General features: G+C 45.2%; 7 protein-coding genes. All 7 read right to left on the bottom strand.

Translation table 11 applies throughout. The features are described from left to right. Positions 1-78 precede the first annotated feature (78 nt). The 7 genes from IPM39_19470 to IPM39_19440 all read right to left on the bottom strand — a co-directional run bounded on the left by IPM39_19470 (position 79) and on the right by IPM39_19440 (position 13,711). Positions 79-4,533 (bottom strand): hypothetical protein, encoded by a 4,455-nt coding sequence (locus tag IPM39_19470; GenBank protein ID MBK8988215.1) that lies wholly within the window; start codon positions 4,531-4,533, stop codon positions 79-81. 1 nt (position 4,534) lies between these two features. Then, positions 4,535-5,395 carry a hypothetical protein gene (locus tag IPM39_19465; protein MBK8988214.1) on the bottom strand — a complete coding sequence of 287 codons (861 nt, stop codon included), beginning with the start codon at positions 5,393-5,395 and terminating at the stop codon, positions 4,535-4,537. Positions 5,396-5,609: 214 nt separating this feature from the next. Further along, entirely contained in the window at positions 5,610-7,157 is a 1,548-nt protein-coding gene (locus IPM39_19460) for a winged helix-turn-helix transcriptional regulator (GenBank protein MBK8988213.1), read from the bottom strand. A 53-nt stretch (positions 7,158-7,210) separates the two neighbouring features. After that, a complete protein-coding gene (locus IPM39_19455; GenBank protein ID MBK8988212.1) occupies positions 7,211-10,270 on the bottom strand; it encodes a hypothetical protein in 3,060 nt (1,019 codons plus the stop codon). A gap of 5 nt (positions 10,271-10,275) precedes the next feature. After that, positions 10,276-11,550 (bottom strand): hypothetical protein, encoded by a 1,275-nt coding sequence (locus IPM39_19450; GenBank protein ID MBK8988211.1) that lies wholly within the window; start codon positions 11,548-11,550, stop codon positions 10,276-10,278. Further along, complete coding sequence (locus IPM39_19445) at positions 11,519-12,529, bottom strand: MoxR family ATPase (GenBank protein ID MBK8988210.1); 1,011 nt, start codon at positions 12,527-12,529, stop codon at positions 11,519-11,521. Before IPM39_19445 ends, IPM39_19450 begins: the two co-directional genes overlap by 32 nt. 285 nt (positions 12,530-12,814) lie before the next feature. Then, positions 12,815-13,711: a hypothetical protein gene (locus IPM39_19440; protein MBK8988209.1), complete on the bottom strand. Its 897-nt coding sequence runs from the start codon at positions 13,709-13,711 to the stop codon at positions 12,815-12,817. Between the last annotated feature and the right edge of the window lie 2 nt (positions 13,712-13,713).

Here is a 13,713-nt window from a genome sequence, read left to right as displayed (position 1 = left end):
CTTATTACTTGATGACAGTATGCACAATGAGTCACCCACATACATGGCATCCTGATGGCAGTCTTCTGTCAATATCTGTCATCTTTTATTGGCTGTTAAAGCAGGCAACATTTTGTCCATGAATTGACGCACCTTTATGCCCTTGACCACAAACGCCAACTCTTCTTTATCAGCAGCACTATCTAGCAAAGTTTGCCAGGTTACATGTGACATCTGCTTCAGGTAAACCCATAGTTGATCCAGAAGAGGCTCAATCAATTCTTGACGATCGTTAATCTGGCCTAACAAACTGATTCCCTGGTTATAATATTCAAGTGCTTCATGCAGTAACTTTTTGTCTGATGTTGTTCTTTCTTGAACTAAACCTAACCAGCTAAAAGCTAATTGATAATAACTCTTACCCAACAAAAGGAACTTGGTTTCACTACTGTAAACTTGCCCATCAGACCGTCTATGCTGAGTGCGTGTGAATTCGCGCATCCTATTCTCTGCTAGCTCAAGATTGTCTTGAACAACAAGTAATAATCCCTTTCCGCGGACTACATTCTCTTCTATACTCAACGTATACAATGCCTGGGCTGCGAACATGGTCGCCAAATAGGCAGCCCCAAAAGATTCTTCAATTAATGACTTTTGCTGATCAGCAAAGGCATCTTGCATTGCTTTTGGAGCCTCATCCAATTGTGTAATAGGCTCATATATGGAAGATAGAATAAGCCGATGTAGAAAGTGTTCACCCCAGATCAAACTGGCTTTAGCGCGCAGTAACGGCCACACATTGGGGTTATCCCGAAATTGGATATAATGATTCTCCCCAAAAGCTTCGGCAGTAGGCAGGTCTGAATCTGTAGAATTTTGTATACCTGCGGTTTGCACATTAAGTCGGGCGGCAGCCTGTAGGTATAGGAAAGAAACCATCTGCCAATCCAGATGCCAACCAGGCCATTCTTTTTCAGAACGAATTGGCTGTAACACATCCACAGCTTGTAACCAATGTCTTTGTGCGTATTGGTTCGCCGCCAAAATCCACTTAAGATAAGCTTTAACTGTCTTATTGTTGCTTATTTTTGCATTAATACATAGGTTTTTCGCAAATCTTGTGTAATGATGAGTCTGTTCCGGCAAACCTGACTCGGCGCAAGTGTGGGTAATATGAGCTACAGTTTGCAGGGTGTCATGAGCAAGAGCCAGTTCACTATAACGTTGAAGCGCTTCTTGTAGTTCAACCAATGCTTGTTGGTAGAATGCCTGCAAATAATAGGCTTGGCCTCTAAGGAAGTATGCGTCAGCAACGGCCGTAAGCTGCAAGAATCTTTTATACTCTACTTCTTCTCTCCACTCATTTCGCTTGTTGTAAGCGATAATCGCGCCGAGGCGGTCACCGGCTTCTTCTATAGAATTTTCTGTCTCCACGCCAATCCCTGACAGCAATACCTGACTCCGATCGATCCAGTTTCTTACAGTCACAAGCCCATCGGCCTCAGGCATGTCTCTAATTTCTTGATTCAGCTGCTCTTCCCAGGTTAGACCGGATGCCAAGCCTGGCAAAGACTCAATCTGCTCTAATACCCGATTGTATTCGCCGTAAAAAAAATGTTTCCTGATTCGGAGATGATGCCAAAACGGTTCTATTTTCTGTTCGGTAAGCGGCAAAGCTTCAAACAAGTCACCAGACACGTTAAGTAAGCGCCATTCATCCTCAAGTTGTTGGACAAAATCCCAACGCCCATCACGCCAAGCTATCTCTTGTTGATAAAGGAGAAAATCGATGCCTTCTTTCCGATCATATCGGCACAGGTAAAACAGCGTGTCAAACACCCATCTTTCATAATAAGGATGATTAATATCCGTCCGAGCTAAAATACGGCGGCAATAGTTAACTACCTGTTGCTCATAATTCTTGACCAATTCCGATTGGCGAAAAGACCAATGACGATCCTTGCTATCAAGAAAAGCTTCGTGGGGAATAAGAACGGGATCTGGTGAAGCATTCTCTACGCCCACCGGTTGGCGGTATAGTGTGCGAATCAATGGAAATAGTTGTCCTCTAATCAGTTGGAGGTCGGCTGCTGCACGAACAATGTCATCATCGTTTGCCCGGTCTGCTGTGCGCAAAGAAGCCAGAAGTTTCGGGGTTAAGCCCTGGCGTGCTAATGTGAGGAAATCTAACAATTGAGCAAAATCTTTGTCAATATGCTCAACGAGACGAGCGCCCAATTGGCTTAGGAGTTCGTTAATTGCGGGTTCAGCGGATTGTTCTCCTGAAGCAGGTTCTTCAAACTCACTCAACAGCTTTTTGAGGCTGGGAGCAGATAAACGAGTTAACAGAGTTAGAGCCAACGGGTGACCAGCCGTTAACTGATGACACCGCTCAGCTAACAAGTCGTTGTAGTCTACCAGGATAGGTTGAAGGAAAGTGTTGGTTTCGTCAAAGGTGAAGTTTTTTAAGGCAATAGTGGCCGTCGTAAAGGTCTGTTGCTCGGCCTGGGCCGCTTCAACCGCTACTTTGGTTAACCAGGAGTCTAACTGGTCAGAGGTTGACACTATACTGGGTTCGCGGACAGTCAGTATAACAACGGTATTTTCTAACCGGGGAAAAACATAAGCTGCCCAATCAGATAGCAACGTCAACGAGACCAGCAACTCGGCTGAATCAAAGCAGATAACAATCACCTTATTGGCTATCGCCACCCAGGCATTGTAGCATTCGAGCCAAGTGTTATTCAACTCGTGACCTGTCACCCCTTGGCGAAAAGCCTCCTGATAACGCTGGAAGGTTTCTGGTTCTTTGATCGCTTTGGAGATGGCTTGAGCAATAGACATCGTCACGGGACGCGGGTGACGTAGTTCAGCTAATCTGAAATCGAACAGTTGGTCGCCTGGCGCCAACAAGACCTGTGCCTGGTTATCGGCAAAATGATGGCATTGTTCACTCACATGCTGTAGCAATGCTGTTTTGCCTACGCCCACGGTTCCGGTAACTACCAGCACGGTTGAGTGGCCCCGACCTGCTTTTATCTTATGGCAGATCTCATGCTTTTCCTTCTCTCTTCCGACAAAGCGGGGCAACAAAGCTTTATCCAACGCAGAAGCGGCAGGTTCCTGGGGCGGTGAAGGCTCACTTGCTTTAAAGGTGTCGAGCCACTGCACAAAAGATTTAACGCAGGCTGCCGCTGCGACAGATTCTCGTTGGGCTTCCCGTAGTTCAGCGTCATATAACAACTCATTACGGTTATCAAACAGGACTTGCTTTAGTTCATCAATAGCCAACTCGTCGAGAACAACCTGGGTACGTAGATCATCAAGGTACTCCTTAAGTAGGGAGACTTGGTTCTCATGAAGCGTAGCCATCATCGTGTTGTGGTACAAAAATTCATGTAGGTGCGTGATTGGGTTTACGCGATATCGAACTGCGCTGTTATAGTAGTATTGAATGGCCCATTGGTGAAAAATAAGCCACCGTTCTGGATCCGCCTCTTTGAAGGAATTGCTAAGAAAATTTCTATAAACTCCTAGCGTGAACCCCTTCGGCGATTCGTAAATCATTAGCTCCGTTTTCATTAGTTCCCTCATCACTTTGTAACGAACTGCCAGGCCTTGTTCATCTAAAAATCGCTCTAACAAAGGTGGGGAAAAATAACGAAGGACAGATAGAGACTGCAAAACAGGATAATAATCGCGATAATTTTGACTGATGGGTGGATTCATTTGATGTTCTTCATCGCCAACTTCGCCCAACAACCAGCGCTGAGTAAAACTTGCAAGGTCAAAACTCTCATGGCGCCATTTCTCAGAACGTATGGCAGCACAAAAACCGGGAGTTCCTAATGTCATTTTGGTAAAGAATGTCAAATCCTTTTTTGCCTGACTAGGACTTAAGCTACTGCTTACGTTCTTGCTAAAAAACTCCCTCAAGTCATCTTCAGAAAAAACATCTAGCCTGCGGCTGTTAATGTTCAACTCCTCCTGCCAGGCCGTAAGAAGACGCCGGGTTTCTTCCGTTATGGAAGGATCGGATTGCAGAGGCAGCCGGCCAGCAATTATTACAATAGCCCCGTAATTCTTGATCAAATCTGCCACTAAATCGTTTATTTCATTCGTATAAATGGGATTATCGTCAAGTTTTTTGTGATACAGGTTGATTTCATCTAATAAGAGTACAATCTGATAGTCGGGGTATTGTTGCAGAAACAAAGCGAGATTGTTTTCATCCCGTTGAATTATTTGTTCATCGGTATGGGTCGGGCTATGTGATATGAAGTCTGTGAAGGAATTAACTAATTCAGTCCTGAACCTGATAGAATCAGTCCCTACCATTCGCAGATCCAAATAAGCACACAATCCATGCCAACTGCCGTCAATAAATCTGGTTTCTAGCCGGTCGCGTATCAAGTTTTTCAAAAGAGTAGTCTTGCCCATTTTTGCAAGACCGTTTATACCCCAGAGCATTCCTCGCCCTTGGTTCGTAATAATTGCGTCTATAAGTTCCAGAGCCAACTTCCGATCGATAATCACTGGTTTCTCTTCTGTCATTTTATTGGCCTCCTGGATTTGTAGTTTGCTCCAAACGGTAAAAAGCTTGAGTGAAGCATTCGTGGAATCCTTGAGCTACAGTTTGTAGGCTATATGTGGGCACATCGCCACCAAACCGTGAGTGACCACAAAAGTCATCTACCAATTGAAAAGCTGTCTTCGTGCTGAAAGTGGCATCCAACATTTTCTCAGGACCAAGTTGTTTAAGAATGTCTTCTAAGGTAGGGATTGGCAAATTCAAAGAATCCATCGCATGGTTGAATAAACCGACAATATGGTCGTTAGACCAGAACAAGTATTCCCTGGGTACATCTGAGATATCATCACCTTCGAGGTATTCTGACCGGCAAATAAATAATATGTGGAAATCAGCTTCAATTGTGGTTAACCATTCATAGTGATATCGCAACAAATCTCGCAGGTACATTTCTTCGACTGCTGTTAGAGAATCAACCACATAGCAGTTTTGATGGGCTTGAAGAAATGCTAAGATATCAGCCTTGCCTGGTCTTGCTGGTATGGCGGCCGCCTCAGCCCCAAGTAGCCTTGTCAATAACCAGGCTAATTCTCGATCGGGTACATTGGCGAACTCATTTAAGAAATTTGTAGATTTGATAACAGATATACCCTCTAAAGCCTGTTGAGCGAAAACTGTTTTTCCCTCACGGCTAGCACTCAACAGTAATGTTATTTTTTGTTGGTTATACTTGATTCGCAATCGTTCGATTTTATCCTTCTCTGGAGGATATAGCTGACCTTCAGGAGGTTGTTCATTCCTGTTCATTAGCCTGTCGCATATGGCGAATATGCCTTGCACGGTTTGAATCTTTTCTTCCAGGGTATAGGGTGATTGTGTGCGCATGAACCTGTGTTTCCTCCCCATGTCAGGCATCTTTAAGTGTATACCCTAGATAGTCTCTCCCTGACGCACATTGGCCGACCAGAGTGTTCATAGAGGAAAGCCATGACACGATTTCCTCTTATTCTAGCCAATGGGTCATAAATACTATCTAGACTATAATAAAGTTATTTCTCTAACACCTGACACGTTGCTGTCAATTAGTTGTCAAAACCTGTCAGACACGACTGCGACGCCAATTTAACAAAGTGTAACCACGGCCGTGTTCGGTCCGTAAATAAGCTGGATTTTTTGCATCATCATCTAGTTTCTGGCGTAGCCGTTTGACCATAGAAGCTACAGCTTCGTCGGAAACACCGCCAGCGGGATTGTCATAAACAAACGTCACGATTTGCTCGGTTGTAGCAAACCCATTGTTGCCAGCCAAGCAAAGAATGAGGCGAAGTTCATTAGCTGATAAAGAAAGCGCTCGACCCCCCAGGGTAACGATTTCTGTTGCTGGGTTCACTTCTATTTGGGGCTGACCCAACTGCATTTGCCCTGTTAGCGCTAGTTCGTTTGCCATTTCTTGCAACACTTTATCCCATGTAGCCCGGTGTATTTGCCCCGTTGCATTTTGGAGTAAGACGTGCTGCTCTAACAACTGGTTGCCCAGGCGAAGCATCTGTCGGGGGATTCCTTGGGCAGCCTGGATCAGTTCACTATCAATCGTTTTGGCAAGATTTGGTTCACAAAAATCAGCTAAAGAGGAAATGCCCAATGCGTTAAATATGAGCAGACGCTGCCTCAATAGTTGTTGCAGATCCCGCTCAGACCAAGTTAAGTCAGCGTACGCAAGACGATCGGGCCGAACACGAGGTTTACTGAGCAAATCTTCTTTGACTTCGGCCGGTAGGAAAAATTTGAAGGCAATGCCAGGCATATTCATCAAAGGCAGATCGGCCAAAAGGGATTCGATACCTTCTTGCCAGGACCAATTATTCTGTAGATAGACTTCATCAACCCCATCTACCAGTATGTAAATGGTTTGAAAATTTAGAGCCTGACTTAGCCTGACCACATAGGAGAGAGATGAACGCAAAGAACTATTAGTCAGATCATAGCTGGTAGGTTGGGCATCGGATAAACCGGCAAAGAAAAGGGCCGTTGCGTTAAAATTAGCGATTTGCGCGACGAGATTGGATTCTGAAATCGCCTGACGCAGCGCAGTCAGAGAGAGTTCTTCACCTTGTTCCGGAGGGCTGGACTGCCGGATAAATTTGAGTAGGGATGTTGGCTGAAGCAAATCGGGATGGTAGCATTGGCATAACTGTTTCAGAATAGCAGTGTGTTCTGGCTGCCAGCTCCCCAACGGTAGTTTCTTTTTGACGATGGTATCAAAAAGGGATTGCAGGAGTTGCTTTAGAATTGGGCGTATGTGCAGCTGCGGGCCAGGAGGAGAAGCGAGTTCTGACCAAAAAGTGAAATCATTGTAGAGCGTAGACAAAACCGGACTGGCTGGTTGGGCAGGGCTGCAACGCATTTCAACCATGCGTCGATGAGCTGTTTTACCACAGCCACGTCGTGCAAAGAATAAAGTTGTCTGCGGCCGTTCCGGCGTACCCCAGACCCAATCAAGACGGCCGGTATCAATAAAAGCGTCGCGCAAGGATACAGCAGGCTCCTGTTCAGCCGCGTAAGTGGCAAATGGATTATCACTGAACCCCCATCCTGACAACCAGCGCAGTATTTTAAGTTCGATATCTGGACGCAGTATCTGCGGCATGGTTTATTGCTCCTTTTCTAACTCCGATTCATTCGGCTTTTCACTTTCGCTTCTTAACCTTTTGTGTCCCCCACTGATTGCATTTTCGCTATTATTCCCAGTTGGTTTACCCGTTCATCTCCCAACGCTGCCAACTTCTCGCACATAACAAGAGCTTCGGTGTACCTTCCTGCTGCAATTAAACGCTCAATTTCTTGAATGTCTTTATCCAAAAAACGATAACGACGGATCAGTTGATCGCGCAATATCTCCAAGCGCTCATATCGGGGACGCAGGAATAAATCTATAAGACTATCTACCTCTCGCTTATTGATTAATTTCGTGATCTGAGACAAGGCTGGCAGCACGTCACTACTCTTTCGAGCTTGTTCACATAAAGCAATTGCTTCATCCAACTGTAATGACACCTCTGCTGCTGCTTGCACGACCGGCAACAAGCGTTGGATTTCATCTAATACATTGATAACTTCCCGGTATGCGTTACTATTAGCAACCGCCATGAAGGCACTAACAATTCGATCCTCTCGCACTGGTTTCCACTTGGTAACAGTCTCCACTAAGCGATCTTCTAATTCTGATAATGGGGTGTCTATCTCAGGTGTAGATATTTTAGATAGCAGAGGTGACAAATGAGATGTATAATGCCGGGTCAGATATTCGGAGCATGCTTCGAGTAATTCACCTTGCATGTTCGATATCTCGTCATCTGAGGACAAAGATAAAGGAATTTGGTCCCAGTTGAGTATTCTTTCACTCAGAAGACCTGGCCACTTTTCGGTTGGTATAACTAATGAAACTGTTCGCCACCAACTTTCTATCGTTTTGCGAATTTCAGCTTCAATATCCGTGTTCAGATCTGCACTAAACCACCCTTCACTATCTTTACTGCGTGCTTCTTCAAATTTGCCTAAACACTGCTGCCAACGTCCCTTCTGAAAGTCCTCTTGCGCTTCCTCGATCAAGTTGCGGACAGATTCCCATTGGTGTAAAGTCTCTTGCGTTTGTAGTAGCTCTACCTGTATGCGCGTGTTGTTAGGATCTAGTAGCAGAGCAGCTTCATAAAACGAAATAGTGGTGCGAAAATCTTGTTTGTCGGCCGCTTCATGGGCTTGACGAATGTAGTCCTTGATTTGTGCCTGACGCGCTGCTTGCTTTTGCTGAATTCTCTCGATTAGGCTGCCTACACCGAGCTGGTCTTGCCAGGCGCTCAGGAAGATAAGCGCCTCGTCATATTTCTCTTGCTGCTCCAATTCCTCGGCCCGCTCTTGGGCGCGTTTTACCTCCTGGGCTGTCTGCTTCTTCTTCTGGGCTTCTTCTGCCAATTGGTCGTCTTGGATACTGCTGTTTGCCAGATGGGCAACGGCGCTTTCGTACTCACCGCTATTCCAGATATCGCGAGGGCCTAAATCGCGCAGCGCCTCCTGGAGTAGTTGCCTTGCTTCAGCATTATCGTAACAGTGCAAGACGTTTTGACATAATGTCACCACCTGTCGCGGATTGCCCTTCTTAAGCAGGTCGGAAATCTCATCACGGACAAGCAACCAGGCAGCCGCAGCCATCACTTGCCTAATGGATTGTGCTTTGTCAATAAAAGCAGCTTCTGACCAGTCTGGCCGTAAATCGGATAGAGTGCGAATAGGTGAAAGCTTGCGGCTGGCAACCTCAAGACGCCGGCTGATTACGGTCTTGAACTCATCTTCACCCCACCACTCGGTAGTCATAATCTGGCGAGCAAATGCTGACTTCTCCTGATCCATACCGGTGACAAGAACCAAAAACAGACCCCGTTCAGCAAGGTTAAAAATGTGGTTACCCAACGCTTGAACGAGCGACTTGCTGTTATCGCCACCAGCATCAATCAACACCCAACCTCCTGTGCGGTCAGCCAGGACCAAAGACAAATCGTTTATCCATTGCCCCAAGGCCGCGCTATCATTCAGACCCTCCAGGTGCGTATGAGTTCGCTGGGATTTTTTTGGTAGATTGCTTAATAGCTGTTGTCCTAACCAGAACAGTTCCTGGCCTTCAGCAACTGAAATAGCTTTGGCCATCTCGACAGAACTCAGGAATACTGGCTCAAGCCCTCCTTCTTTGAGCGAGTGGCGGAGCCAATGGAGGAGGGTGGTACGGCCGGTACCCTCTGGCCCGGTTATCAACATCGGCTGTTTGCTATTCAATGCATCGCGCAATTTCGCCAGCAGCCCTGGCCGAGCCACAAATAGTCGTTTCCACCAGTTAAATTGTTTTGTTTCTAAATCATAATCAAAGAGGCGTTGAAACCAGATATCCCCTTCATACCGACAGGCAGCTGGATCGAATGGGTTGCCCAGTAGATTTTCGATTAAATTCGTTGGCACCATAAATGCAGGCGGTGTGGGTAAGGTCAATTCTGTAATGAGTTCGGCCGTGTCAGAGGGAAGCGGTCTTTGTAAGAGCTTTGTTAAGTTGTGGCGTGTCTCAGAGGAAGGTTCTTCTTCATGCTTTTCAAGCTGAATAACAAAGTCTAACCTGTTGGCAAAATGCTGATAAGCCTCCGGATTCTTATTCTCGGCCTTGAGTAAGTCCCAATTCAAGATCTGGCCTAAATGCAACGCCTGCCAGCCGGTAAAAATGGGTTGCGCTGTCTTGTGTTGAATCGCTCCGGCAGCCGTATCTGGTTCAAGGATAGCTTTGCTTAACCAGTAATGGGTAGCGCGCATGGTTTCAAAGGGGTAATCACGACCGGTCGCATAATCAAGCACATACTGAGCAACTACGCGTTTCTCTTCTACAGTTAAGCGAGAGACAAGATCGCGCCGTACACGCGGATCCATTTCATAGATACCTAAACGGCTGTCAATCAACTGGCAAAGCGGTGACAACAACAAATCTGCCTCGGCTAACCAATCGGCATCGCTTTCTGGCAAGAACCTGGCTCGCAGCAAATTGAGGATTTCTGGCGTTAGCAGAAGCGGCACGGCGGCAATACAGGCCAAGCGGAAATGGGTGGATTGGACGCCCCCGTATCGTTCGCACTGTTCAAGGTACTTTCCTATCAACCAGTGCGCATCTTCGCCACTCAGCCAGTCGGGCGCATCAGTTTCCAGCTCAATATCTGCAACCTTCTGAGACAAGGTAGTTAACTCCTGGTGCCACTGCTCAACATCAAGGCCATATTGGTCAAGCCATCGGCGTCAATGACATACATGGGCAACAAATCTTTGATTCGATCGGCGGTTGAGCCAGGCCAGCGGTTAGCCGGTAAGGGGTTGAGCCACGCCAGTCTAGGCGTTTCGGCATACAGATCTCGCACCAGCCGTTCAAAAGTCTGGTAGCGTCGTTCTTCGTACGTTTGATTGGCCGCTCCACCATCGCTAATAATCAGTACGCTACCATCAAATTGCAGGTTGATAGTTAAATCAGCAGTTGAGACTGCGTTTGTTAACATCGGATCAAGCAGATCAGGCGGTTCTGACGAGTCCCAATCTTCATCTGGATAGCGATATAGAAAAGGCGAGGGATAATCGTGAAAATAATAAAACAAGACCTGGTGAAAACGGCCGCGCAACGCCCATAAATGATTCAGCAAGGTGTTAACCAATGGACGAAAAGGAAGCATGGAGCCACCATAATCTACCAGCGTTAATAGAGTCAATCGGTTTTTCAAACCTGGACGAAACTGCGGTTCAACAAGTCGCCCAACACGCGCATAACGAGCAATGGTCGCCGCCAAATCCAGTTCAGTTCTAGGACCGTAACGACGCAAGCGCCGAGCTAGCAACCAGGGCCGAATCAGTTGGCGTTCGGTCACATGAAACTGTAACCGGAATTCAGGGCTGGAAGTCATGCTTTCCTTCCACTTCTGGTCTAAGAGCGGTGGACTCACAATAGAGATGTGTCCGTACCATGATGGTTCATCTAATTTCAATTGTTTTTCTTCTGATTTATCTTGCTGTTTGTCTTCCTGTTCTCTGGCCACGTCATCAAGTTCTGAGATATTAGGGGACTGAACAGGCTTTTCCTTATTATTTCTAAGGTCTGCTTGGTCACTTGTTGTTGTCAGCGCAAAATGCTTGTCAAATATTTGATCGAATACAACTTGCTCTGCAGGCGTTGTTGACCAAAGAAGAAGACAGACTGTGCGCATTTGTTCGCGCAGAGAAACGAAATGGTCGTTTTCTTGTGCAATAGAAACTGAACGTAAGCTAAACGGGCTGTTTGGATTGTGCAGCACATCCATCACAAGCGCATACTCTTGTGGCGATATGGGTAAGCCAGCCTGTCGCAGTTCTGACAACAGGGGTCTTAGCAATTCGTCTAACAGAGACCTGATCGCAACATCTATGAGAGTGGATGCTGCTATATCAGACTTCAATAATTCATCAGGTTCCTGATCTAAGTTTTCTGAGGTCATGTTCATTTTTGATTAACAGGTCAAGATACGGTAATTTAGCCAATGTTGATTGACTGATTTGTTCAAGTTTTTGTGAATCAAACCCAGAGTTCCAATTCAACAAAACGTTGACCCAGTCTATAAGTTCACTAGTGCCTGGTTGGTGTCCCCGCAACTGTTTTCGCAACAAGTCAAATTTGTCTATGGCAAGATTCCAGGTTTTTCTGGCCTCAACAAGAGTTAAGTTGTCAGGCACATTAGCCTTAAACTGACGAAAAAGAATTTCATCCAAGCGCTCTGGTTCTGGAAAGGAAACAAAATGATAAACACAACGACGCAGAAAGGGGCGAGGTAATGCTTTTTCACGGTTGCTGGTAATGATAACCAACGGCCGTTTGTATTGTTCGTTAACCGCTTTGTATTGCTCCTCAAAGTCTTCAACCCTGAATTCCAACCGCTCTAATTCTAATAGCAAGTCGTTGGGAAAATCGTAATCCCCTTTATCAATCTCATCAATCAAAACAACCGAGGGAATGCCTTTTTCGGCTGATATGCGAATCGCCCATCCCAGTGGCCCCAACCGAATATAGCGGCTCGAATCATCAAGGTCTGATCGCTGCGAATTGTTGCCACCATTTTGAGCGTCACGTAAGCGTTTCAGTTGGTCAAAACTGTATAACAGATCTTTGGCCTTAGCGCTGGAGTGTACGTAGTATTGAAAGAGTGGATAACCCAGCTCCCAGGCCACAGAAAAGGCAAGGCGGGATTTTCCGCAGCCAGTCTCGCCCTCTAACAGCAACGGCCGTCCCAAATACATGGCTAAATTAACGGCCTGAGCTAAATCTTCCGAAGGCACATATGGTTCCTTTTCCGGGTACTCCATGGTAATTCCCGGATACACATGATCTGGAACAATATGCTTCTTATACACTTCTTCTTCGCGATCACCAAGATAAATTCGTTCCTCAATTTCATTTTTTTTGTTTATTTTTCTTGTCATTGGAGGTTCCTTAATTTGTCACGAATGTAAGTAATTAAATAGAGGTATGAATCCAGATCCAGAATATTTTTTCTTTCTATATGACAGAGAATTTCTAACTCTTCATCGTCTGTATGGTGGATAGTACGATACTCTTTAATCAATTTCGGGAACTCTTCCGCAATATCGTTTCTATAGTTCTCGAAGAGTGGGAAAGGTATATGAGGTTGTAATCGCCACCACTTCGGCTTACTGATTTTAGATGATACCAGGAATATATAGCGACGCGGTGGAAGTTCTAAATCCTCAAATAACTGACTTTGGTTTGGTGCAATATCTTCGAAATGCTTCATACAGTCTATCATGGTCGTGTCTTCCTCCTTTAAACTCAACATCAACAGATATTAAGATATTTTTGATTAAAGAATCCTCTGGGCAAACACCTTTTAACGGCGACCTTACTTGCCGATGAAGAAGATCAGCAAACTTTTGGGCATCTTCTAGGAAATCGTCTTGTAAAGAAAGAGAAAAGGTAATAGGTTGTGTTGCCAGATATTCTTCCTCATCATTAACATGGTTCTCTTCAAAATATGCCTTCAATTTGGGAATCATTAACTTACGCGGTAGTTGTTCTTCAGCGATAAGATGAATGGCCCAGACACCACTTTCTTCACACATTATTTCATCTTGAAGGATTTCTTTAAATTTAGCTTCTAAACTTTTCAGGTCTAAATCATATACATTGAAAGTGCGGATTTTTGATTGCTTGCGGTAAATGCGCTCTAATCTTTCTTGTTGATCAACTTGCAAGTAATAATCGTCAATTTCTTTTAATTTTTGATCGATTCTTTCATGTCTGGCGACATCGGCATCCACATATTCGACAACATGATCATCTGTTCCTATATTCTGTATTTTTCTTGTGAGATGATGTAATAGAATAAACAACGCTAAACGATATTTACCGCTATAGACACCCACAGTGTCAATACAGACCCAACTTTTTAATAATATGAAGTTTGCATCAATGAATGCCTCGTGTTCTGACCCATCATCAAGATGCTTGAATTTATAAAGTTTTCCTCGGAAAGGTTCAATGGCCATCAGGATATCCCGACGATACACCGCAAAGTTATCGGAGCCCTTTAAAATCTCTTTATAAACCTCGTAATCTTCATCTGGCTGTAATGGTGTCGGCATCATTT

The sequence above is a fragment of the Candidatus Leptovillus gracilis genome (genome assembly GCA_016716065.1).
Lineage (GTDB): Bacteria > Chloroflexota > Anaerolineae > Promineifilales > Promineifilaceae > Leptovillus > Leptovillus gracilis.
This window is presented reverse-complemented; position numbering and strand designations above follow the sequence as displayed.

Coding starts and splice junctions, on each gene's coding strand:
- IPM39_19470 (MBK8988215.1), bottom strand. CDS start 4,533: ATGACAGAAGAGAAACCAGTGATTATCGATCGGAAGTTGGCTCTGGAA.
- IPM39_19465 (MBK8988214.1), bottom strand. CDS start 5,395: ATGCGCACACAATCACCCTATACCCTGGAAGAAAAGATTCAAACCGTG.
- IPM39_19460 (MBK8988213.1), bottom strand. CDS start 7,157: ATGCCGCAGATACTGCGTCCAGATATCGAACTTAAAATACTGCGCTGG.
- IPM39_19450 (MBK8988211.1), bottom strand. CDS start 11,550: ATGACCTCAGAAAACTTAGATCAGGAACCTGATGAATTATTGAAGTCT.
- IPM39_19445 (MBK8988210.1), bottom strand. CDS start 12,529: ATGACAAGAAAAATAAACAAAAAAAATGAAATTGAGGAACGAATTTAT.
- IPM39_19440 (MBK8988209.1), bottom strand. CDS start 13,711: ATGATGCCGACACCATTACAGCCAGATGAAGATTACGAGGTTTATAAA.